11 protein-coding genes are annotated in these 26,251 nt (G+C 40.8%); 6 read left to right on the top strand and 5 right to left on the bottom strand.

The features are described 5' to 3' along the window. From QZW82_RS24495 to QZW82_RS24480, 4 genes are all read left to right on the top strand, one after another. Positions 1-1,605, top strand: a complete 1,605-nt coding sequence (locus tag QZW82_RS24495; RefSeq protein ID WP_293154199.1) for a hypothetical protein — start codon at positions 1-3, stop codon at positions 1,603-1,605. 19 nt (positions 1,606-1,624) lie between these two features. Beyond that, positions 1,625-2,509, top strand: coding sequence for a sulfotransferase domain-containing protein (locus QZW82_RS24490; RefSeq protein ID WP_293154196.1), 885 nt, complete (start codon positions 1,625-1,627; stop codon positions 2,507-2,509). A gap of 46 nt (positions 2,510-2,555) precedes the next feature. Next, complete coding sequence (locus QZW82_RS24485) at positions 2,556-9,842, top strand: glycosyltransferase (RefSeq protein ID WP_293154193.1); 7,287 nt, start codon at positions 2,556-2,558, stop codon at positions 9,840-9,842. Positions 9,843-9,914: 72 nt separating this feature from the next. Then, positions 9,915-11,399, top strand: coding sequence for a DUF1796 family putative cysteine peptidase (locus tag QZW82_RS24480; RefSeq protein ID WP_293154190.1), 1,485 nt, complete (start codon positions 9,915-9,917; stop codon positions 11,397-11,399). Positions 11,400-11,592: 193 nt separating this feature from the next. Here the strand turns inward: QZW82_RS24480 and QZW82_RS24475 are convergent, their stop codons facing one another. The 4 genes from QZW82_RS24475 to QZW82_RS24460 all read right to left on the bottom strand — a co-directional run bounded on the left by QZW82_RS24475 (position 11,593) and on the right by QZW82_RS24460 (position 24,383). After that, on the bottom strand, positions 11,593-15,471 hold the full coding sequence (locus QZW82_RS24475; RefSeq protein ID WP_293154187.1) for a tetratricopeptide repeat protein: 3,879 nt from the start codon (positions 15,469-15,471) through the stop codon (positions 11,593-11,595). Between the two features lie 65 nt (positions 15,472-15,536). Beyond that, complete coding sequence (locus QZW82_RS24470; RefSeq protein ID WP_293154184.1) at positions 15,537-17,777, bottom strand: DUF268 domain-containing protein; 2,241 nt, start codon at positions 17,775-17,777, stop codon at positions 15,537-15,539. Between the two features lie 63 nt (positions 17,778-17,840). Next, entirely contained in the window at positions 17,841-19,487 is a 1,647-nt protein-coding gene (locus QZW82_RS24465; protein ID WP_293154181.1) for a tetratricopeptide repeat protein, read from the bottom strand. 315 nt (positions 19,488-19,802) lie between these two features. Further along, on the bottom strand, positions 19,803-24,383 hold the full coding sequence (locus tag QZW82_RS24460; protein WP_293154178.1) for a tetratricopeptide repeat protein: 4,581 nt from the start codon (positions 24,381-24,383) through the stop codon (positions 19,803-19,805). Between the two features lie 338 nt (positions 24,384-24,721). Between QZW82_RS24460 and QZW82_RS24455 the strand changes: the two genes are divergently transcribed. Both QZW82_RS24455 and QZW82_RS24450 read left to right on the top strand, forming a co-directional pair. Continuing rightward, positions 24,722-25,360, top strand: coding sequence for a Uma2 family endonuclease (locus QZW82_RS24455; protein ID WP_293154175.1), 639 nt, complete (start codon positions 24,722-24,724; stop codon positions 25,358-25,360). Further along, a complete protein-coding gene (locus tag QZW82_RS24450; protein WP_293154172.1) occupies positions 25,333-25,458 on the top strand; it encodes a hypothetical protein in 126 nt (41 codons plus the stop codon). Before QZW82_RS24455 ends, QZW82_RS24450 begins: the two co-directional genes overlap by 28 nt. A 24-nt stretch (positions 25,459-25,482) precedes the next feature. On the opposite strand, the gene QZW82_RS24445 is transcribed toward QZW82_RS24450, so the two are convergent. Beyond that, on the bottom strand, positions 25,483-26,085 hold the full coding sequence (locus QZW82_RS24445; RefSeq protein WP_293154169.1) for a 50S ribosomal protein L25/general stress protein Ctc: 603 nt from the start codon (positions 26,083-26,085) through the stop codon (positions 25,483-25,485). Positions 26,086-26,251: the final 166 nt, after the last annotated feature.

Below are 26,251 nucleotides of genomic sequence, written 5' to 3'. Positions count from 1 at the left end.
ATGAGTGATTCAGAAAATAAATTTTCGACTATGCCTTATGGACTTCCCAAACATAATCAGGGGGAATGGCAATACTATATGGCGCAACTGCACGCAACTCAGGGTGAATTGCAGCAGTCCCAAAGTCAACTGCACGCAACTCAGGGTGAATGGCAGCAGTCCCAAAGTCAACTGCATCAAACTCAGGAAGTCTTGGAACAATTCCAAGATCAAATGCAACAAGCTGAGACACTGTTGCAAGAGTATCAAAGTCAACTGCACGCCACTCAGGTAGAATTAGAACAATCTCAGTCACAATTGCAATCAACAGAGGAAGTATTAGAACAGTCCCAGTCACAATTACAATCGACCGAAGAAGTATTGGAACATTCCCAGTCACAACTGCATCAAACTCAGACCGAGTTAGAGCAATCGCAGTCACAATTGCATCAAACTCAGACCGAGTTAGAGCAATCGCAGTCACAACTGAAATCGACTGAGGAAGTATTAGAGCAATCGCAGTCACAATTGAAATCGACTGAGGAAGTATTGGAGCAATCGCAGTTACAACTGCATCAAGCTCAGACAGAGTTAGAGCAATCGCAGTCACAATTGAAATCGACTGAGGAAGTATTGGAGCAATCGCAGTCACAATTGAAATCGACTGAGGAAGTATTGGAGCAATCGCAGTCACAACTGCATCAGAGTGAGTGGGAATTAAAGAGAACTCGTTTTCAACTGCATTCCACGCAGGCAGAATTAGCACGGTCTCAGGCCGAACTAGCACAATGCAACTCCCAAATAGAGCATATTCAGTTGGAAGCGGAGCGATTGAGAGTTCAAATTGGACAAGTTCAGGGAGAATTAGAACACTCGCAGTCTAAACTTCGCAGCAGAAGCATGGAATTGAAGCGAGCGCACTCTCAACTTGTCCAAGTTCTAAAAGAATTGGAACAGTCCCAAGCTCAGCAGCGTCACATAAAAGCAATATTGCAGCAGTCACAGTCTCAAGAGCATCAATTTCAAAATGAATTGAAGCGGTTCTGCTCTCAACTTGCCCAAGTTCAGGAAGAATCCCATCATTATCAGTCTCAACTTGCCCAAGTTCAGGAAGAATCCCAGCATTATCAGTCTCAACTTGCCCAAGTTCAGGAAGAATCCCAGCATTATCAGTCTCAACTTGCCCAAGTTCAGGAAGAATCCCAGCATTATCAGTCTCAACTTGCCCAAGTTCAGGAAGAATCTCAGCATTATCAGTCTCAACTTGTTCAAGTTCAGGAAGAGTTGGATCGAGTCCATTTCCAGCAATATGCCGTTAGCGATACTGGTGTCCAACCCAGCCAGATACCATATAGCCTTCTAGTAAGGGATGCGTGGTATGCTTACCAAAAAGGCGATGTAACCAAGATGCAAAAGCGCTTGCAGGAGTCCTTGAAGTGTACTCCTTTCTCCAAAACAGAAACACTCATGAACTGGCTAGAGAGTTTTGCCAAATTATCCTCAGAGAAAGATCATCAACTCGATACCTACGCACTCACCAACTCAGAAGAGTGGAAGCAATTGATGCGGTGGACATCTGCTGTTAAGCCAATTCGTAAAACTAAAGCCCTCTCTCACCCATTATAATTTGACCAGATTAACCTAAATGACGACAAATCCAAGTATTATTTGGTTCACGACTCACAAATGCGCTTCCGTGTATGCTACTGAAATTTTGCATGATATGGCACATGATTTAGGTATGACTTATCTAAACTATGAAGGAGATTTGTGGGAAGCTGGTCAATCTTTAGAAAAAATATTTTCCGGCAATGACCCTGAAAAAATTAATAATATGTTTAAAACAACTGGTCATATTTATGGGCCATTCAGGCAATATTACCCCATACCTGAAATGGAGAAATACAAGGTAATTCTGATGTGGAGAGATCCAAGAGATGTCCTCACGTCACTTTATTTTTCTCTCGCCTATAGTCATGGGATACCAGAAAGCCAAAAGACAAAGATAGAGTCGGCAAGAGAAGACGCAATAAATAAAAATATAGATAATTTGGTGATCGAACACTGTCCTTGGTTGAGGACAAAGTACAATCAGTATGAGACATATCTTTTGGAGAAAAAAAATGTATTACTTCTGAAATATGAAGATATGGTTACAGATTTCGCCGTCTGGCTGAGTGAAATGTTCAGACATCTCGAAATTAAGCCTAGTGAACAGCTAAGAAAAGAGTTAATAGATGAGGCTAAATTTGAAGTAAAAGAGGATATTTATTCTCATAAAAGGCAGGTGAAACCTGGAGATCATAGGAGGAAGTTACAGGTGAGTACTATTAAGCAATTAAACTTAGAATTGCAAGACATTTTGAAGCTACATGGATGGGTAAAAAACCAATTACAAGAAGAAGATGAGTTATTTCAACTTAATTTAGAGAGGAGTAGAGAGAAATTACAGAAGTTCAAATTTGGGTTGGAACAAGCCAAGCAGCAAATTACCTCAGATTATTTCAGGAATTTGTCGGGCTATTTATAATTAGGACAATCACAAGCAAAAACTTAGAACAATAAGGATAAAAATCATGGCAATTTCTAATCATGAAAATTCGGATAAATTGAGTCAAGCTAAGGCTAATTTAGAGCAATCGAAGAATCGTTTGCAACAAATACAAGCCGGCATTAATAGTTATCGAGTGAGTGTCTGTGATGACGTATCTGTTAATAATGACAAGTTAAATCAAGAAAAATCTCCACATTCAACTCAAGAATTATCCGGAAAGAAAATTCTTTTTTATTACGAGCAGTTAGGGAATACAACAGAAATTTTTGCGGGAACCAGCACGATAGTAATTGCGCTGACTACTGCTTTAGTCAGCCGAGAAAATATTTTAGTTTATGCCACAGGTAATTATGTAAATTATCCAGAAACATATCAAGGGGTTAATTTCATACCTTTAAACAAGTCTGACAATTTACAAACGTTCCTATCTGATTATGATATCGTCGTTTTTGCGACATATTTAAATAAATTTTGTGAATACAAAAAACAAGCGAAGCAGATTTGGATTTTACATATACACAATTGGCAGCTAGCCACGAATGAAGTCAATCATATTGATAAATTTGATAGGTTTATATGTCTGTCAGATATTCATCGTCTAGCCATCGCTTCGCAAGGTGTGCCGATTAATAAGATTAGGGTTGTGCCTAATTTTACAGATACTAAAGTTTTTACTCCAAAACCAATAGAGCGTAAACCCCATTCTATCATGTTTGCCGGGGCAATTGTAGATCATAAGGGTTTGCATATTCTTTTCGCGGCTTTACCAGAAATACGGAGCAAATTTCCCGATACAGAAGTAAATATTTATGGTAGTGCATCTTTGTGGAAAGATAGAACAGATGAATATGAAAAAGAATTGAGAGGTCAGCAATTAAGTGGGGTGTATTTTCATGGCGCTGTTGCTAATAGTGAAATGCCACAAATTTACCCCCAACATGGCATCATAGCTGTTCCTTCTCAGGAAGAAAGTTTTGGTATGGTGGCAATAGAGGCTCAAGCCTGTGGCTGTATTCCTGTAGTCCACAATGCTGGTGGTGTCGCTGCTACTTTAGTTGAGGGTAAAACTGGGTTTTTGTATTGGCCAAATACACCGGAAGAATTAGCTAAAACGATAATTAGAGTATTTGAAATTATTGATGGTGATGGCTCAATTCGTGAACGTGCCATCAAATTCATCACAAACAACCTTGACAAAACTGTTATCTTAACCAGATATATAGATGTGTTTAAAGAAGTTGTGAGTAAATTTAAACCAGGGCATTTTCCACAGCCTGTTAATACTAAAAATATAAGCAAGGATATTGCTTTGATTGATAGAGTTTTAGCCGATATAAAAAACTTACCAGGAGATTTTCAGCCTGCTGGGGCTTTACCTCACACAGTTTTAGAAGCTATAGCTAATTATGCTAAAGATTATCCAATCAATAACTCCCTAGAAACAGGTTGTGGAGTTAGCACTCTTTTACTCTCTAATATTAGTAAAATAAATCACAAATGCTTTGCTTTCCCAAGAGGAGATTTAGATACTGTTAAATTATCGCCTCTTCTGAATAAAAATACTATAGAGTTCATCGAAGGAGCAACCCAGAAAAAATTACCCCACTATAGTTTCTCTGAAAAATTGCAACTGGTCCTAATTGATGGTGCTCATGGTTATCCTTTTCCCGAAATTGACTACTACTTTATTTACCCTTATCTTGACCAAGGAGCATTACTAATAATTGATGATATTTGGATTCCAACGATTCAAAACTTGTATCTTTTTTTAAAGGAAGATGAAATGTTTGAATTGTTGGAAGTGATCGGAAATAGAACAGCGCTATTTAGAAGAACTAACTCGGTGTTGCTAGATCCCTACGGTGATGGATGGTGGCTGCAGAATTATAATAAACAAAGATTTCCCTTGGGGGAATTTGATCCTGAACTCAGACAAAATATCAGAGAGTCTCTGTGGCCTAGCCCACAAAAAGTGGACTCTGATTTTGAGCTAATCAGAGAACCTAAAATAAAAGAATGGGTGCCTCCTTGCAATGGAGATTTAATAAGTAGTAGTCTTCGTCAATTAGGTATTGAGGTAGTAGATTATTTAGTAGATATTATCGAATATAAAAAATACTTCAAAGATGCTGGTTATTTAAAAAATTTCCCTGAATATCAATTTTCTCTTCCAGAAAAATCGTTGGAACACCATCTCGCAATTAAGCTTTTAAAGTTGAGCAGCAGTGATATCTATATTGAGGTAGCCAGTGAAGCACCGATAGCACCAAAAATTTACCCGCGCTTATATGGAGTCACAAGTTATGTACATAGTCCTGCCTATCCTTTTGGGATCAATCAAGAGATGATAGGAGGAAATGCCACAAATTTACCTTTGCCAGATGGGTTTGCTACTAAAATAGCAGTCCACACATTCCCTAGCTTTGAAGAAGATGCAGATATGGGTTTTATCAAAGAAGCTGCTCGCTTGCTCAAACCAGGTGGTAGTCTTTGTATTCTGCCACTTTACCTTTTTGACGAATATGCTGTTCAAACTGATCCTGTAACGGCAATATCAACTGGAGGGGTTAAGTTTGAAGAAGATGCTGTGGTCTATTGTTCATTGGGGTGGGGTCATCGCCACGCTCGTTTTTACGATCCCCAGCATTTATTCGATAGAATATGCCGGAATCTTAATGGTCTAAAACTAAAAGTTTACCGCATAAAAAATTCTAAACAAGTTGATGAATCTTGTTATATTCAATTTGCCGCAGTATTAGAAAAACCGCTAGATGATAATACATTAGGTTTAGACCAGCACACGGCCACGATCAGTTATTCTCTAAATTCATCGCAACACAAATCAAGTCTATCTCATCAAGCAAAAAAAACTGTAGGAAATTTCAATCATTTCTCTTCTATGCCCAGTCAACCTCGCATAGATGTTGTATTGCAAGCTACTGGAACACATGGATGGAACTTTTCGCGAGGTTGGGCTAATGTTTTGCAAAGACAAGGTTTACTGAATCGTGTATTCACCCCTGTGGCTGAATGGGGAGCATTAGAACCTACAGATGATGATGGTTTGTACGAATACTTGAGAAACCCGCAAGCAGATATAATGCTCTTGCTTGGATTTGATTGGCATTCTCAAAGTTTGCATAACACTCCTAAATGGCAAAATCAGTGGGATAAAGCGAGAGTAAAAAAAGTAGTTACAATTCCCGATAGTTACTTCAATGATGCTGTTCAAAATACCCATAGTTGGCGCGAACAGATGTCTAGGGCAATTAAAAGTACAGTACCTTGTGTTGATGCTATTATTTGCCACCATGAGCCTGATGTAAGCTTTTTAAGCGAGGAAGAATATATTGCGAAACCGATAATTTTCTCTCCCTTTGCCGTTGATACTCAATATTTTCATAAAAATATTTCTTTCCGAGAACGGCTCGATCGGGCTTTTTTTCGAGGGCAAGTTACTAACTACCATGAAAATAGCCCATATAAAAATAGAGGCAAGCTAATAGAGTATTTGAGCTTATGTCAATCAGTAGATGTTGATAAACTAGATATGAGTGGCTTACTACGTCCAGTAGAGGCAGTTCAATCTTATGCTGAAACTTTAAATAAATATAAGATACTTCTCAGTTTGCCTTCTTTGTCACCAACTTTAGTATCCCGGACGTTTGAAAGTTTAGCTTGTGGTGGTTTGGTACTTCAAAGTCAAATCATTGGGGGGAAATCTAATGAATTATTTCGTGAATGGGAACACTTAGTTTACTATAATTCAGAAAATCCTGATGACTTAATCGAAAAAATTGAATACTTGCTTAAAAATCCAGATTTAGCTGAGGACATAGCTGCTCGCGGCTATCAGTTATGCCAAGAAAAACATACTATTGAATGCCGAATCGAAGAGTTAGTAAAATGGGCTGATAGTGGTTTTAAAGTAAGCGAAGATACTCCTAAAACATCCGATGCTACAGGACAGTTAATATTGCAATCAGAAGGTTTACATAAAACTACAAATCTGCACCTACAGAGTAGTAACAACTCATTGTTAGTGGCTGTAGATGGAATATTTTTTCAGCTTAACAATACAGGTATAGCTAGAGTTTGGAAATCGCTCTTAGAAGAATGGGTTAAAGACGGTTTTGCCAAGGATATTCTAGTTCTTGATAGAGCAGGAACAGCACCTAAAATTTCAGGAATCAGGTATCATCAAATACCTGAATACAACTACGATGACACCGATAGAGATAGACAAATTATTCAGCAAGTGTGCGATGAAGAAGGAGTAAACGTATTCATTTCTACATACTATACAACTCCCCTGTCAACTCCCTCTGTTTTTATGGGTTATGACATGATTCCCGAACTGATGGAGCAGAACCCAGATCACCCCATGTGGCGAGAAAAACACCGGGGAATTAGATACGCTTCTGCCTATGTAACTATATCAGAAAATACTAAGCGCGATCTGGCTGGTTGCTTTCCAAATATATTAGCAGATTCAATAACTGTAGCCCATTGTGGTATTGATAGTAGTTTTAGTCCTGCGACTCAAGAGGAAATTATTGGATTTAAATCAAAATATGAGATCCGTAAACCTTATTTTATAGTTGTGGGAGAAAGATTAGGTTGGAAAAGATACAAAAATACAACTATTTTTTTTGAAGCTTTCGACAATCTGCCTAATTGGCAAGGTTTGGAGATTGTTTGTATTGGTAGTTATCTTCAACTGGAAGATGAAATTAAAGTTCATGTCAAAGATAAGAGAGTTCATTTACTCAAACTCAGTGATGCCGAATTAAAAGTTGCTTATTCTGGTGCAGTAGCTTTAGTGTATCCTTCTCTTTACGAAGGTTTTGGAATGCCTGTAGCGGAGGCAATGGCTTGTGGTTGTCCAGTTATTACTTGCCCATATGCTTCTATACCTGAAGTCGGTGGAAATGCGGTATTGTATGTGAGTGGTAGAGATGTTAATGAACTGATAGAAGCAATGATTAAAGTTCAGAAACACGAAGTGCGGGAGTCTTTAATTAGGCTTGGATTAGAGCAATGTAAGCAGTTTTATTGGTCTAAAATGGCAGAAATTGTCAAGTCTATTTTGATTAAAACTGCGGGACAAAAGCATTCTCTGCCAATTAAAAATACAGTTAGTACACCTACCTACCAATATAAAGTATCAGCGATAGTCTCTACCTATAATTCGGAAAAGTTCATTAGAGGTCGCTTAGCAAATTTAGTAGATCAGACTTTATACACTCAAAGTCAACTAGAAATTATCGTGATTGACAGCAATTCTGAACAAAATGAGCGTTCAATCGTTAAAGAGTTTCAGAATAAATACCCGCATATTGTTTATGAACGTACCCCTGACCGAGAAACCATTTACGCTGCTTGGAATCGTGGCATTAGAATGTGTCATGGAGAATATGTGATTAATGCTAATGCAGACGATCGCTTTGCGAGCAATGCAATAGAAATCATGGCAAAGAAATTAGATGATCGTCCCCATCTAAGTGCTATTTATGGTGATTGGCTCATAACACGACTGGAAAATGATTCTTTTGATTCTACTTCGGATAAATTCAACTTTTATTATCCAGAATTTATCCCCCCCTTACTTTTATATTACCAAATTACTACCCATGCAGCTTTAATCAAAAAAAGCGTGTTCGATCGGATCGGTTACTATAGAGACGATATGAAAGTTTTTGGCGATCGAGAATTTATGTTGCGCTTTTCTGCTAATGGTTTGATGGCGAAAAAAATACCTGATATTGTGGGATTGTACTATGAAAATCATAAGAGTATAAGTATGGGAGAAGTTGGATATGCTGCTTTAGGAAATGAATATGAACCTTTACGGCAGGAATATTTGCAACCCCAAATTTTGAGTAAGTTGTTTGGCTACAATTATATTCTTAACAACTCTAATTTAGCCAAACTATATGCTGTGCTTGGTTCTTTTGGTAAGGAATTTTTCGTTTGGAATGGCCAACCTGTTAGTGATATAAATTTTTCGGAACAGGTTTTGTGTAAGGCATTAGAACTAGACCAAACAAATTTTTTAGCGCTAAACAATTTAGGAATAATTAGATCCACTCAAGAAAACTACCAGCAAGCAATAGAAATGTTTAATTTAGCTTTAAAACATAGCAATAGCGATCGACAAAATATCCAAGCTAATATTGCTGCTGTAAAAAATCAATGTAATACTTTTGCTGATTATTTTTGGCTAAAGCCGTCAATGCCTATGTTTATACGGACAAATCAGCTTGCCAACTACTCGAAAGTAGAGGAACCTTTAGTTAGTGTTATTATTCCCACTAAAAACCGCCCAGAAATGCTTACCCAAGCTATCCAAAGTGTTCTTAATCAAACCTTTGCCGATTTAGAAATCATCGTAGTTAATGATGGTGGTGTTGACGTACAATTACTCATATCACGCCTTAATACTAAGAGTAACATTGTCTATAAAAAACACGATCGCGCTCTCGATCGCTCCGCCGCCCGTAACACTGGAATCCGCGCCGCCCGTGGTAAATACATCGCCTACTTAGACGATGATGATATCTACTACCCCAATCACATCGAAACCCTAGTCAAATTCCTAGAAAATGGCGAATATAAAATCGCCTATACCGATGCTGTCATGGCGCAACAGGAAAAGCAAAATGGTGAATATGTGACAGTTCACCGTAGCATTCCATACTCGCTAGACTTTGATAAGGATAAAATCTTAGTGAGTAACTGCACTCCTAACTTATGTCTAATGCACGAAAAATCCTGTTTAGATGAAGTGGGCTTATTCGATGAAACCCTATCAACCCATGAAGATTGGGATTTAATAATTCGACTATCTCGTAAATTTGATATAGCTCATATTCAGGAGACTACCTGCGAATTTACCCAAAGAAATGACGGCAGTAACACGAGTAGCCATAACCGAACCGACTTTACTCGTACTAGGGAGATTATTTTTAACAAGTATTACCAGTATGGTGAGGCTAACCCCACTATTTTAGCTGATCAAAAAGAGGCTTTTATCGCAGAAGCAAAAGAGTTAGCCCAGCAAGTACAGCAGATACAATCTCAAGTAATACAAAAAGAGTCACAATTACAGGAAACTCAAGCGGAAAAATCTCAGTTATCAGCACAAGTGGAAACTTGGCAGCGATTGACTCAGGAGGTACAAGCTAAATTAGATGCGACTCAATCGGAAAAGGAATGGGTAAAAACTCAGTTGAATAGTTGGAAACAAACGGCAGAAGAAATGCAGATAGAATTGGATCGATCGCGCTTAAAACTGAAACAGGTCTAATTACAATTAGATAGATCTGCCCTAAATCTGATAAATTAAGACCATTTCGCCAACGACCAAGAACCAGAAACCATGACTAATAGCTATTTTCAAACGGCTAACCAACTAAAACAAAAAGGCCAATTCTCTGAAGCCCTTGCTTATTACTATCAGGCCATAGAACAAAATCCGAAGTTTCATTGGTATCACCATAATTTAGGGGAGACTCTGGCAAAATTAGGGCGCTTTGAGGAGGCCATTGCGTCTTTCCAACAGGCCATAGAAATTAGTCTGAATGGCTCTAGTTACTATGGTATGGCCCAATCCTATACCCAATTGGGCCATATTGATAGGGCACATTTAGCCTATTATCGCGCTATTGAGTTAAATCCTAATTGGGGTATGCTCTTAGTAAAGCAAGCTGGACTTGAGCGAGTGATTGCTTGTTTTGATTATGCGTTAAAGCGCGCTCCCGATCAAGCGATGGTTTATTATGATTTTAGTCGCTATTTAGCAGACAAAAATTTAATGGATGACGCAATTAGGTGTTTCCAGAAAGCCCCACAATTTAGTCACAATCAAGAAGTTAATAATAAGGAGGAGCCAGAGAAATTCCCTGACAGCAGAGCGATTTATGAGAATTTGTGGAAAAAGTTAAATCAGTTAAGAAAAGATGATATCTCTGAGCCACTTCGCACAAAAAATGACACCGAAAGCTATCTGGAAAAAAGTAGAAATTACACAATTAAAAATTGTTATAATGTTGGAGGTATCTTTCCTGAAATCTATAGTGATAAAATTACTAAATTAGCTAGTAATGACGAGATCATGCTAATACCAATTGGCGCTTGGTGCCGCACAGCATATCAGGTTCGTGAATTTAATACTAGGAATAATACCACGTCAGAGTCATTTCCATTCGATTGGACAATAAGTAGTTTTGCTGCACTTCAAAGAATTTTTTCACCTGAATTTAATCCCGCCCAAATCCTTGATTTAAAAAATTTGTATATTAATAAATTTGGAAGTTTGTCAGACAGCTATTCAGATTTGATATTTCACCATGACTTGTCTCCTGCATTGGTAAGCAAATATCACTCCGATGAGAGAAAAAATTTCATGGATATCTCACCTCAGTTGATTGATAGTGGTGCAATTGATCAGGCCAAAGAACGATTTATCCACACTTTCAGCAAGCTAAAAGATTATTGTAAAAGTGGCCATCAAAAAATTGGATTTATTAGATGGTTTAGGAGTGGACATCCAGATCCCGAATTGCCTGGTGTTTTTACCGATGAAAACATATTTTCACTCTACCAGCTACTTCAGTCTTTTTGTGGTCACAACAAATTTTATGTGTTAAGAATTATGACAAAGTATGTTGACGATCTGCCTTCTGAAGGCTCAGTATTGGAGTGCCACAAATATTCAAATGTCGGTGCATCTATTCTTTTGGCGGAAAGACCAGGATACAATGGTGACAGATCGAACAATTTCGCAGGTGATTGTCCAAGTTGGACAGAAGCTCTTACTAGATTTACATTGGACTGTGAAATAGATTACATTCCTCGCTACTAAAGGAATGGATAAAAACTCAGTTGAATAGTTGGAAACAAAGAGCAGAAAAAATGCAGATAGAATTGTACAGGTCGCAATTATTAGAATTGATAAATCCTAAGCCTAAGAAGCCCAGTTTTTTGCAAAAACCGGGATTCTAAAAAAACAAGTCCATTACTTGCGCTTCACTTCCAGTCGCCGACGATAAGAAACACTAGCGTCTTTTTGTTAGTTTACCCATAATTCCCACTGCTTCAATATAGATTCCTGACCAATCACAATCGAAGTTACTGTGATGACCTAAACCTATATCTTTGGCATTACCGATTAGGTACTCCTCCTTGATTAGCACTGGTTCAATAGCATTTTCCCTGTTATTAAACCAATACCATTTCTGCCCCATAGCCTGCTTATGACTAAATATCACTCCAGGTCTATTAGCGATCCATGTTACATGAGTAAGACCCGTTCCTTCTGGTTGTATGTACATATCTACCGCATGGGCCCAAACAGCTTTTTCAAAGTTGGTAGCTCCGATCGCGTTATAAGTAGCAATCTCAGGAGCAATCAAATCAATAATTTTTAGTCGTATTTCATTTTCCTGTTGAATCATAGACTGGTCTCTGGGGTCTGGTTGGCGATGATCCATGCAGCCCCAGCCATCAAAGACAATTCCTAATTTGGGATAATCTTGGTGGAGTTTATTAATAATATTAGCAAAACCTTCAATTTGAGATATCCAGACACGACGATGGCTTCTGATTGTTATCCAAATTAGAGGAAAGCACTTTTTAGCCTGTTCTACTTCTTGTAAAAACACACCATCATTAGCACATTTAGCCAAAGAATAATTAACAATTTTCTTAGCTAATGCTTCCGTGATAAATGTGTCAGTAACTCTCATCGCAAATAAATTATTGTCGAGAATTGTTTCTAATAAGCTATTAGCATGAGGAATAGCTACTACTTTATCTTCAGATACTTCCTCAAACATATCGGGAATATTGTAATAGTCGTAGGGTAATGTCAAAAATTTATCGATTTTTGCTAAACACTCATTAACGGCTAGATAGTCTATCCCTGTAACTTCATTCCACATATAATGAGAAATGTTGGATATATGGCCATAAACTACAGCAGTTGGTTTTGGTTCCGGTGTTGATATATAAGATTTGACTTTCAACCACTGACTCACGAGCGAGGCTTTTAGCTTATTAATAATATGTTCTCCTACCCAAACATCCTTATGGAACCAAATCACTAAATCCTTACTAGGAAAATAAAGGCATAACTTAATTCCCATCCAATGACCAGTTATCAAATAAAAGACTTCTTGACTGACAAAGCGATAGATGAAATTATTAAAATCACCGTAATGTATATGAAATGATTGATTTGAGCGAACTATTTTACCAGTAATAGGACACAGGGTGTAAATATAGCCAGTCTGTGCCATTGATTGATAAGCATTCAAAGTTCTGGTCAGATGTTTTCTGGATAATTGAATCTTTTGACCATCAGCAAAACTGTTAATATATAATTCTTCTAATGATATGTCATCTTTCGACATAGTTTCTAAGTTAACCAATGACAAACCTGTCTTCTCTAGCCAATCCTTATCATTATCTGTTAAATTATTAAACAAGAAAGCTTTGTATTGGCTGGTTTGGTTAAAATGAGCTTCAGCAAGTTCTGGCTTTATTTCAGTTGGGTAATAGTGGTTTTCCTGTGTCAAAGGTCCTAACTGATTTAATCCTCGCCATATACGATCGTAAACTTCCGCTTCGCTAGGATGTTTCTGGGGAGCCTGACGAAAGAAGGCTACAGCCGCATCTGTAAGACCTTGTTGTGATAAAATAATACCTATATTGTAGTAGTTTTTAGCAGTTTCGGATTTATTTTGGAAGACTTGATGGTAACAATTTATTACCTGTTCTACTAACCCTTGCTGGACTAAAATTACTGCCAAATTAGCGTAGACTTCTGGTGTGTCCGGCTGGCTTTGTAAAGTCTGTTGATATTGGGTTAAAGCTTCTGAACAGTGACCGCACTGGGCGTGAAGCATTCCTAATTTAAAGGAGAGATCGGGATTTGATGATGACTCTAGTGCTTTTTGGTAGGCTGTTATAGCTAATTCTAGCTTTCCTTGTTTTTCTAACAATTCGCCAGCCCTGCGGAATTTCGCAATCGCATCTTCTTCTTCGCCAATTCTAGTTAATGCTAATCCTAACAAATAAGCATCATCCCCTGAGTCTGGTGCAAGTTCCACAGCCCGATGCAACACAGCGATCGCTTCCTCTAATTGCTCCAAATTTACCAACAATTTCCCTAACTGTTGATGATTTCCTGCATCTTCTGGCTTCAATTCACAAGCCCGCCGATAAGCCTTAACCGCACTATCTACATCACCTTTTTTCTCTAACAGCTTCCCCAGACTAAACCAACAATCGCTATTCTCGGGTTCAATTTTCAGTAACTTTTGATATGATTCAATCTTTTCCGGGTTTAAGTCGATCGCTCGTCGATATGCTAAGGCTGCTTGTTCTAAATCTAATTTAGCTTGTTGTTGTAGCATTTCTGCTAAACTCAAGTGAATTTCCTCAACGTCAGGATTTAGTTTGATAGCCTGACGATAGGCGGCGATCGCTTTTTCCAACTCCCCCAATTTCTCCCAACACTGTCCTAAAGCAGAATAACTACCAAAATGCTCATGCAAAGTTAAGGCTTGATTGAACGCCACCGCAGCTTCATTCCACTTCTGTAACCGTAACAAAGCTTCGCCCAAATAATGGTGAGACCAACAAAAATCAGGATTAAGTTCGATCGCCCGTCTTAAATTAACGACTGCCTCATCCGAACGACCCAACTGACATAAAACCTCACCCAAATGATAATAAGACCAAGATAAATCCGGTTTCAGTTCTATCGCGCGTTCAAACTCCCCTACAGCTTCCTCTAGCCGACCCAATTTAACCAAAGTCTCACCCAAATAATGATGAGCCCATATCAAATCTGGGTAAAGAGTGATCGCCCGCCCAAACTCACTCACTGCCCCCTCTAATTGACCATCTTTATTGAATGCCAATCCTAAATGGTAGTAAGGCCAAGGAGATGAGGGATTAGACCCAACAGCCTTTTGGAAAGAGGCGATCGCCTCTTGGATTTGCCCTGATTCTAACAATTCGTCGCCTAGAGCTAAGTAATCAGATATGGATATCGACTTGTCTAAACCATTAATATCATCTACAATTGGATCTGTTGTTACAGGTGGCTCAAGTTCAAAATATTCAGACATGACATGAGCCAGAGAATTATTACAATCCTTTAATTTCGTCCAATTCAACTTATAACCTTGAATAAAATATTGATAAAGGCTATTTATATCAGTATCTTTAGTAGCATCAAACAAATTAGGATGTGTTTCCTGCACCCTATTGATTGTCAAAGTCACTGTTTTACTCACTTCAAAGCAAGCAATATACTTTTTGCATTTCCCCTTATGGATGGAAAAATAATGGGCCAATTCTCCTTCAAAATAATTGGGATTACTGATATTATTTGATAGTTTTACAAAATCTAAAACATCTTTTTTTCTGTAAACAGAGGCACTAACTTCCCAAGGATAAGACCAGTAACCTTGGGGTGCATCTGTCCAATCACATAGCCAATATTCTCCTCGGTCGTTCAACTGGGGACATGGCTGAATATTTTTACCATTTCTGAGACTAAAACCGAAGATTTCGGAATCTTCATCAAGAGACTTGGCACAAATGTCAAGATTGAAGAATGATTTAAATAAAACGTCATCACATCCCCACAGAATAAAGTCACTGACTTGATTAATAGTTGCTATCAAGTCAGAATAAAAGTCTTTTTCTCCAATCCAGTTTATCCCTGAATGTTTATCAATTAAATTTTGATAAGAAATATCTGTTGTTTTGTGCAAAACATAGATTGAGTTTTCCTGAATACTTGAGTAATAGATGAGGCTTTCCAAGTAAGCCTGAAGTTGTAGGGGTCGATCCTTGGAAAATACTATAACGGATATGCGATCTGAGATGATGTTAGCATCAGGCAGTTCTTCTGAAAACACAATAAAACTCCTTGTACAAAATTAAAAACACAATGACCCCAAAATTAATCTATTATATTAACAGATTAGCGAAACGCATATTGATTTCCGGGTAGAAAATCTATATCTACAGTAGTGGCTCCGCCGCTCGCAGCTATCTCACCAACTCTGGAAGCAAAAGGAAAAGCATCTCCTACTCCTAAATGATACGCAAGCAAGAAGTGTTTAGCATTAAACCATTGGTGCATCAAAATATAATCTTGAGCAAAATCTGAACATTCGCTCAAAGCCCAAGTTGATATAAACAAGTCCACATTGTTTATCGGATAATTGTCTAAAAAATTAAGAGGTAGCAAGTTAATTTTACCTGCTGCAATTGACTGATTAGGATCATTTATAAGGTTAACATTTGTTTCACCCAAAATGCTTCCCAAGTATAGCCATTGAATGAGGCTGAAGATGGGCGTGTCAATGATAATGTACGTTAACTCCTCACCCTGTTTCATTTTTTTAAAGATTTTCGCAAGATTGCCGTACCCCCCACCCCACTCTACTACTGATTTAATATCTGTTAATTTGCAGTTAGTATGTTCTAAAAATTTAGTAATGTGGTGTAAATGGTGAACAGTGTTATAAGAAGTTTTTATGGCACCATATTCCGTAGTGACAGGGGGAGTACCTATGAAATCTTCTTTCAGTAAAAAAGTAATTTTATCTGGGGCAATCTGTGTTTCTAAGTAAGCAATCTCATGCTTATAGAATCGATCGTAACCCACAAACATGGTTTCCAATATTACTTTATTTCCGAGAAATGTAATAGGGGGAATTGGCAGTATACTTTCTTCTAACTTCTTATTCTGTTCTTCCCAATAAGGGAGAATTAGCTTGGGATTAAGAGGATGCTTTTTAAGCAAGCTATATTTAGACAAAAAAGTTTGATTTAGCTTGTTAAAATTATCCACTTGCTCTATTAATGGTAAGCTAGTTTGTACTTGACTTTCGTAGCTCATAGGCAAGGATATTCTAATAATATCATCTTTAACTTCCAATATATGATTAGGTAAATTTTTAGCTACTAATTCCTTTAAGTGACTCAGTTCTGGATAGTCGTTTTGTCCTGTAAAGCAACGAGCATCATCAATTAAAATTACATATTTTTCTTTCTGAGGGTGAGCGAAAATAGCTTGTAGCTCTTCTATAATGGGAGTATCCAACTGCCCCTTAGCAGTAATACCGGCTGAGTAATGACCATCAAGCCAGAACAAACAAGGTTCTTCTATTTGAGGTAAAATTGCTGGAAATACTTTCCCGCTGTCACCTTGGATAATATCTACATTAGACATTTTCCAAAATTTACTTTTTGCCTGAATATAAAGTTCAGGACTCAATTCTATTGAAACAATTTTTTTAAAGATGTCTTTCATCGCAAATATCATGTCGCCCAGGTATGTACCTGTTTCAATCAAAGTATTAAGCGCATATTTCTCTGCATAATATCTGACTGCTTCTTCTTTGACCAAATGAGGCGTAGGAACTGGTTTACCTTTGGCTAGCCAATCTGCAATTTCAGAATTTTGCACTTTACCCAAATGTACAACCCAAACTACATATTGACCTGGTTGTTTCAAATTAACTAAAACTTCTGAACCCACAGGTTCTGGTGTTAAAAAAACTTCATCTAATACTGTATATCCAGGAAAGTAAGAGAGAAACTGTTCTCTAGAAAAAATGCGATGAGCATTGTAAGCAATGCAAGGTATTCCGACAGGTACACTGATAACTATTTCTCCACCGGGCTTCAAGACTCTATTGATTTCTGCACAAGCACTCCTCGCACCATCTGGCATAATTGGATCGCCATACCTACCAAGACCGATATGCTCGACTACACACAAAGAAGTAATAAAATTTTGAGAATAGTCCTCGAAAGGCAACTCCAAAATACTGCCATCAACAACTGTCAATCCTGGTAAATCAACTTGGACTGGTCTTATATCAACAAAAGTAGTAGGGACAAACTGAGAAATTATCCCCGAATACAATAAGGTCGAACCTATATCTAGCAAAGACTCAGGGCGACGTTGAAATATTTTTCTACTAGCCCAAGTATCTTGGTAGTAATATGATTTATCAAACGGAGTAGATGACGTTTTATCTGTCAAGCAAGGCCAGAAAGTCAAATTAGTAAACTCTTGAGATTCTCTTGATGTTTTAAATTTATAAAAATAAGACTCAAAATCCTGTTTATAGTCTTGCCAAAGGGGATGGTTAATTTGATTGGCATCCCATGTCTGGACATATTCAGTTAATTCTTTTTCAGGATTCATCGATTTGTTACTCCGTTATTTTTAGTTTTGTTTTGCAGTGTAGTTCAATTATTATATCTCTACCTAGATATCCACAAGGACTTTAAGTTCCACAGCGCGACGGTAACAAGCACTAGCTTCATCTATGCGCCCAAGTTTTGCTAAGGCATCCCCCAACTTGTTATGCGACTCAGAAAAGTTTGGGTTCAGTTCGATCGCCGAACGGTAAGCCCCGATCGCCTCCTCTACCGCACCCTTACCCATCAAAGCATTGCCTAAACCGCAATAACACAAAGAAGACTCAGGCCGAATCTCGATCGCCCTGCGATAAGCATCGATCGCCCGATCCCACTGTTCTTGTTTTGCCAAAGCTTCGCCTGAGTAATACTCCGCCTCCCAAGAATCGGAATTTCGATCGAGAACGCGACGGTACTGAGCGATCGCCCGATCGAACTGCCCTTGTTCTGCCAAAGCCTTACCTAGCTGCAAATCAAGCTGCGAATCGTCAGATTTAATCTCCACAGCCTTTTGAGCCGCCTCCAAATTACCAGGATTCAATTGGCTAGCCCTGCGAAAACACTTTGTCGCCTCATCTAAATCCAGCTCAACATCTTTCTGAAGCGGTTGAAGGCGAGATCGCTTTTGCAGAGCATCCCCTAAATGGCTGTTCACTACATCCGAATTAGGAGCAATTTCGAGCGCTCTGCGATAGGCAGAAATTGCCTCATCGTAACGCCCCAACTGATACAGAGCAAAGCCTAAATGGTCTTGAGATTCCAGGGAATTCCGATCGCACTCAACCGACTTGCGATAAGCCCCCACAGCTTGCTCCCACTTTTGCAGTTTCGCCAAAGCATCGCCCAAATGCTGGTAAATCACTGCTGCATCCGGTACAAGCTCAAGGGCTTTCCGATAGGATACGATCGCCTCATCCCAGCGCTGCACGATCGACAAAGTATGCCCCAAGTAGTGGTGGACGATCGCCGAACCCGGTTCCAACTCAGCCGCCTTCGTGTAAGCTGCGATCGCCTCCTGCAATTGACCCTGTGCCGCTAAAGCCGTTCCCAATTTATAGTAAAGCCAGTGAAAATCTGGTTTTAACTGAATCGCCTTTCGGTAATAACCCATGGCTTCTGCTAATTCGTTCTTACCTTGCAAAGCCTCTGCCAGCTTCAGGTACAAATCTCCCTCACCCGGATTTAGCTCGATCGCCCTTCGCAAGCAATCCATCCCTTCGTCAACCCGTCCTTGTCTTGCCAAAGCCTCCCACAAATTTTGGTAAGGCAAAGCCGATTCCGAGTCAAGCTCGATCGCCTTCCGCAAACAACTTACAGATTCATCCAGTTGACCTTGCAAGCACAAAGCCTGACCCAAACTATTATAAAACTCATAAAAATCTGGATAGAGTTCCACAGCTTTCCGATAGGCAGCCACGGCCTCATTGATATTGCCCTGATGTTGCAAAACCTCCCCGAAATTGTGCGAAGACCAAGCCGAATTCGGGTTAAGTTCGCAAGCCCTGCGGTAACTTTTCTCCGCCGCGTCCCACTGCCCCAATTTCGCCAAAACTTCACCCAAATTGTGGTGATACCAGGAAAAATCTGGGTTAATTTCAGTACAACGCTGGTAGGCGGCGGCGGCTTCCTGTAGTTTATCAGACTGTTTTAGGAGGTTGCCTTTGTGAAAATAATTAGAAGCCGTTTCTTCGTTCACTTGTAATGAGCTATTCATAATTTTGTACCGTAGATTTAATTTTTTTAGTTTAGTCGATCGGTAGATTGTACTAATGTCAATCTTCAGGGTTATCGCATGGGGTGGGGGCGGGTTTTTTAGTTTTTGGTTGTCCCTTGAAGCTATCGGTGAACCCGCCCCTACAGGCCTTGCGATTCCCCCGGTATCTAGGGCGGGCACGGGGGTACCGCCCCTACAGGCCTTGCGATTCCCCCGGTATCCAGGGCGGGCACGCACCATCCACCGCCCCTACAGGTTATTGATTTGTAGGGGTAGTGGCCCGTGCCTACCCATCTACCCCTCCCAGGGATGTTCCTAATTTGTCGGCCGCCAATTTTCGTCCTCCAATCTGATACCGCTGTCTTGACACGCTCTAGTTAAATGGGGGCTGTAGTAAGGGTCATTGTCAATATACTTTTGCCACCTGCTTTCCATCAGCTTCGACTCCTTATTCAGCCGAGCTTTCTTTTCAGGTGAGTCCTCGTAACCCCGGCTTTTAGATTCGTGGTGGTAGAGAACTACATGAGGCAGGTAAATATTTCGATACCCTTTCTCTAGCATTTTCAAACACAAATCCACATCATTGTAAGCCACAGTCAGCTCTTCGTCAAATCCTCCAATACTCTCAAATACTTCGCGGCGGCACATTAAACAAGCGGCCGTTACCGCTGAAACATTGTTCATGCCTACCACATTTCCAAAATAGCCAGGAATCGATCGCGGCATATGATAGTAACTGTGACCAGCCACACCGCCACCAAGTCCCATCACCACTCCCGCGTGTTGAATCTTGTTATCCGAATATATCAGCAAATTGCCCACAGCCCCGATCGAGCTTCTTTGAGCTTGTTCCACCATCCCGTCAATCCAGTCGGGAGTAATTACCTCTGTATCGTTATTTAAAAATAGCAAGTAATCTCCCTCAGCTTTACTCACAGCGTAGTTGTTAATCTTGGAGAAATTGAAGGGAATGTCCAGCCGGTAACTTTTAAACCTCGGTGATTCTTGATTTGTCCATTTAGCCAGAATTTCCGCCGTGTGTTTCTCTTGACTGCCGTTGTCGATGACGATAACTTCGTAGTTGGGGTAGACGCTATTAGTAAAGATAGACTCCAAGCAATTGTCCAAGACATCCCCTAAATCCCGCGTGGGAATAATGATGCTCACCCGCTTGTAATCAGCGATTGTATACCGTGCAATAAAGTGTCCCAAAAAGTAGGGAACGCCTTCAATTTTACCTGGTTCGCCCCTACGTTCGATCGCCTCTTGCAAAGCTTTTTGTCCTGCGTCATAGGCATAGGGTTTAGCATCTACACCGCCAGCAGCCGAACCCGCGTGCATTCTCCAGTGGTAAAGAATTTTAGGGATGTGAAAGATTTTGTCAGTTTTTTCGGTAAACCTCAGAACCAAATCGTAATCTTGAGCTCCCTCAAAACCTGCTCTAAAACCGCCAATTTCATCAATTAAGTTTTTCCTGTAAGTTCCCAGATGGCAGGTGTACATCCGAGACAAAAATGAATCCGGGCTCCATTCTGCCTTGAAAAAAGGATTTATCAGTTCCTTGTCTTCGTAGATTTTATCTTCATCCGAATAAATCATGTCCGCTTCCGGGTGGCGGTTCAGCAGCAGCACCACTTCATACAAAGCCTCGGGTGGCAGTGTATCGTCGTGGTCTAGCAAAGACACAAATTCACCCGTCGCCAATTCCAAAGCCGAATTGGAACAGTGAGAAATGTGACCGTTTTTGGTTCGATAAACTACTTTTATGCGACTATCTTTAGCTGCATATTCTTGCAAAATCCGTTTGACATGGGGCGCAGTTGATAAGTCATCAGCAATGCAAAGTTCCCAGTAGGGATATATTTGATTGAGAACCGAGTCTAGAGCTTCCCTGAGATAATTCTCTGGCGTGTTGTACGCGGGCATGACAATGCTAATCAGCGGTTTGTAGCTAAAGATTTCTAGTGTTTCCGCCATTTTTCGCAAATCAGCTTCTCTGGGGCTGTTTTTGGCCCGCCATTTGGTGTAAGCTGGGTCTTGACCGAGGAATAGCGAATCTCGTAGGTTTTGATAATCCAAACCAAAAAGTTTCGGATCGAGTTTGCTAGCGGTTTGATAAGCTTCTAGAGCTTCAGAAAGCTTGTTTTGTTTAGCTAAAGTTTTTGCTAAATTGTGGTACGACCAACCAAATTCAGGATCGAGAGCGATCGCTTTCCGATAAGCAGCAACAGCTTCATCTAGCCGACCTTCTTGTTGAAATAAATCTGCTAAGTTGTGGTGCGACCACACAAAATTTGGATTCACTTCTGTTGATTTCTGATAACTCTTAATAGACTCATCAATTTTACCCATCCATTTCAGGACATCACCTAAATTGTGGTGAGTTCCAAAGTAATTGGGATTAATTGCAATTGCTTTGCGGTAGGCGGAAATAGCTTCAGTAAATTTACCTTCTTGTTGTAGAGACTCTCCTAATTCGTGGTACTCCGCAGCTACTCCGGGTGTATCTTCGATCGCACTTCGCGAATGTCCGTTAACAGCGCGACCAGTTTTTGCCCCCCCCTTAACTACACCCTTTTTTTTTAATACTTCTTCTAACAGCCCAGAAATAGCATTGTCATCAGGCCGAACCTGCAAAGCCATCTGATAAAATACGATCGCCCCATCAAGCCAACCCTGCCGCACCAAAGCATCAGCCAACCCCACATAAAGGTCAGCATCATTCGGTGCAATCTCCAGCGCCTTGTGATACAACTGCAAGTCATTAGCATTTTCCTGAATCGCGCGCTGGTACAAACCCATCGCATCCTGCAAATCCCACTGCGATCGCATTCTCAAAGCATCAGCCAACTTTTGCGAAATCCACGGCAAATCCGGCTGAATTTCGACAGCACAGCGGTAAGCAACGATCGACTCATCCCACCGTTCCAGCTTCTCAAAAGCCGTCCCCATGTTGTAATAAGTCCACGGAAAATCCCGATTTAACTCGGCTGCACGGCGGTAAACTGCGATCGCCTCGTCCCACCTTTCCATTTCTAGCAGCGCGTCGCCCAATTTGCTATGCGACCAGAAGAAACTCGGATTCAGTTCGTTAGCGCGCCGGTACGCAACTACCGCCTCATCCCAGCGTTCCAAATTCACCAGCGCTTCGGCTAAATTGTTGTGGGCCCAGAAATGATCGGGATTTAGTTCGATCGACTTTTGGTAAGCCGAAATAGCCTCTTCCCACCTTTCCAGTTTAATCAGCGCGTCTGCTAAATAGTTGTGCGACCAACTGAAATCTGGATTTAATACTGTTGCTTTGCTGTAAGCCTCTACAGCTTCTTCCCAGCGTTCCAACTTCAGCAGCACATCTGCTAAATTGTTGTGAGACCAGCTAAAATCTGGATTTAATTCGATCGCCTTTCGGTAAGCATTTATAGCTTCTTCCCACCGTTCCAATTTAACTAGAGACTCAGCTAAATTGTTGTGAGACCAAGAAAGTTCGGGATTGATTTTAATTGCATTGGTGTAAGCATCTACTGCCGCTTCCCACTGTTCTTGACCCTTCAGAAGTTCGCCCAATTCATGATAAGCTGCGCCAGCATTTGGGTTTAACTCAACTGCGCGCCGATAACATTCAATTCCTTGCTCAACCTTACCTTGCTCGATCAAAGTTTTGGCTAAATTCTCGTGTTCCTCAGCAGTGCCCGACTTCGGGTCGATCGCAAATGCTCGATACCAGGCTTCGGCGGCCGCCTCCGACTTGCCTAACTGCGCCAAAAGTTTCCCAAAATTTCGCAAAGCACCAGCAAAATCCGGTTTCAGGGCGATCGCCTTTTCGTAGGCAGAAACCGCTTGCTGCCACTGTTCCTGCTGCGCGCAAATGCTGCCGTAATTAGCGTAGGCTTCTGCAAAATTCGGGTTAATTTCGATTGCTTTGACATAGCAACTTTTAGCTTCATCAATTTTGCCACCTGCTTGCAGGGCGTTGCCGAGCATTTTATAAAGTGGCGCTTCCGGCTTAATTTGTAAAGCTTTTTTGCAAGCAGAAATTGCCTGTTCCAATTTGCCCTGAGCAAAATACCCTTCTGCCAGTATTTTGTATGCTTCTGGATCTTCTATATTAATTGTAGAATTAACTGCCGGCTTGACTGACGGCTTGACTACCGGCTTGGCTGGTGCTGCTGCGGGTTGCTGTTTAACTGCTGCACCGTTTGTCGCTGTTGCACCCGCCAAAGTTTGCTCTCCCTCGCTGCCGTTTCTAGCATTAGCTGCGTTCAGTTCAATAGCTTTGCGATAATATACTGTCGCTTCCTGTAATTTGCCTTCTTTTTTCAGGGCTTCGCCTAAGTTTTGGTAAGCTTGAGGTAGATTAGGATTTAATTTTATGGCGCGATCGTAACAGCCGATCGCCTCCGGGAACTTTTCTTGCCGAAAGAAAGCATCACCCATACTTAAATGTTCTGCCGGGGATGCTTTTTCCGGTTCCAAACTAAATGCACGATACCAGCATTCCTGAGCTTCTGCCGGTTTGCCAATTTGTCCGAATACTTTGGCTAAATTCCGGTATACTCCGGCAAAATTAGGCTTAAGCGCGATCGCCTTTTGGTAAAACTCGATCGCCTCCGACCATTTTTCCTGCTGCGCGCCAATGCTGCCCAAATTCGCGTATACTTCCGCAAAATTCGGTGCAATTTCAATAGCTTTAGCGTACCAGTGCCGCGCCTCTTCCATCCTGCCTTGAGCTTGCAGCACATTGCCCAAAGTTTTGTAAGCCGGTGCAAAATTGGGGTCAATCTTTAAAGCTTGCTCGCAGGAGGCGATCGCTTCTGCTAATTTCCGTTGGGATAAGTATATTTCTCCCTGTTGGTTAAATTGAACCGCTGTTGATTCTGTATTGACTGTTGATGGCATAGGGGCGGTGGCGACTGAGGCAGCAATTAAATAGGGTAGTCGAAACGTTAAATAATTATACTTGCGTTTGACACTAACAGTAGCAGGCTTGTTCCCCTAAGTCTTAATTTTTTTGACTCCGGCGCTGGAAAGAAGCCGGTGGCTGGGATTTTTTTTGATTTCGCTGCTCAATGGGGGGCTTCAACCGCCTCTCTAGTTGCCTTGCACGCGCCAGCCAACGGTTGAACAGCTAGCGATCGCACTCAGGATGCCTGCACCACAAGACTTATTGAAGAAATATATTACAATAATTAACAGTAAATGTTCTGTCAACTTTGGCTTAAATTGCGGTAATTTTGATGTTGTTAGAGCCACCACCTCAACTTGTCGGAGAAAAGCGCCTCACCTTTCGCGACCTCGATTGGCAGGCCTTTAAGCAAATTCAAAGTTTGCTGGCGGAGCGCACCCGCGCCCGTTTTACCTACGATAACGGAGTATTAGAAATTACCAAGTCCCTCGAAGGACACGAACGCTCTGCTCGCTTGATTGAACGCTTTATTAGAGTCCTTGTGGTTGAAATGGGCATGAAAATGAAGACGATGGGCTCGACTACGCTCGATCGCGAAGACTTACTCAAGAGCGCCGAACCCGACAATGGGTACTATATCCAGAATTATGCCTTAGTTGCCGATCGCCCGGTTAATTTGAATGTCGATCCTGCCCCGGATTTAGTTGTGGAAGTGGATATTACCCATACGGATCTCAATAAAAATACACTCTATGCGAGTATGGGAGTGCCTGAGTTTTGGCGGTTTAACGGGCGGGTATGGCGGATTCTGCAATTAGTCGATGGGGCTTATGTCGAGTGCGATCGATCTCCGACTTTTCCGATTATTGAAAAAACGGATTTATACGAATTTCTAGAAGCAGCTTTCATTGATGAAGTTGCCGCAGAGATAGATTTTCGTCAATGGGTGCGACAGCAGATTCAAGGCTGAGTATAGCAAAGTGCGATCGCCCAAAAACCATAACTGCTTTTTTGCAAAAAACGATCGCCCTTTTTGGAGAAAGCGATCGCCTCAATGTCAACTATTAGTTAGCAAATCTTATCAATTACCGATCAAGCTGCGGCGGCTGCTGCTTCTTCTGCTGCTTCTTCAGGGCTGGCTTTAGTTCCCAGCACGGTAACTACCACCTGAGTTGGATCGCCCAGAGCTTCTGCTCCCGCAGGTAAAACTAATTCGTGAATGTGCAGCGCATCGCCTACCTTCAAATTAGAAATATCTACTTCAATTGCATCAGGAATGCTATCAGGTTTGCACTTAACTGCGATTTGCGTCAGCACAGTTTCTAACATACCGCCTTCTAACTTGACGCCCACAGATTCGCCGACGAAATGCAAAGACACTTCAACTTCCAGGTTGTCTTGAGTTGCTACGGAGAAAAAGCTCAGGTGGTAAGGAAAACCTTTCCAAGGATGAACTTGAACTTCTCTGAGCAATGTTTTTCCGCTCCAAGAGAGTTCAGGAATGCTGAGATCGATGAGGGTGTTGTTGACTGCGTGTTTTTTGAGCAGGGTTTCAACTGTTTTGGCTTTGACGGTAAGGGAAATGGATTCAGAGCCTTTGTGCCCGTAGAGGACGGCGGGAATCAATCCGGAGCGGCGGAGGGCGTTAGGTTTGCTGCCTTCTGCCCGCTTTTGACATTCTACTGCGAGTTCCATTTTGTGACTTTCTGTTGATTGTTTTCACATTTTACCAGAATTGTGGTAGTGCGATCGAACTTATAGCAGAAGGAAGAAGGAAGAAGGAAGAAGGAAGAAGGAAGAGGTAATAATAGCAATGGTTTCAGCGATTGAGAATGTCCGGTACTGTCACACTTTAACTAGC

The organism is Microcoleus sp. bin48.metabat.b7b8b9.023 (assembly GCF_013299185.1).
GTDB lineage: Bacteria > Cyanobacteriota > Cyanobacteriia > Cyanobacteriales > Microcoleaceae > Microcoleus.
This window is presented reverse-complemented; position numbering and strand designations above follow the sequence as displayed.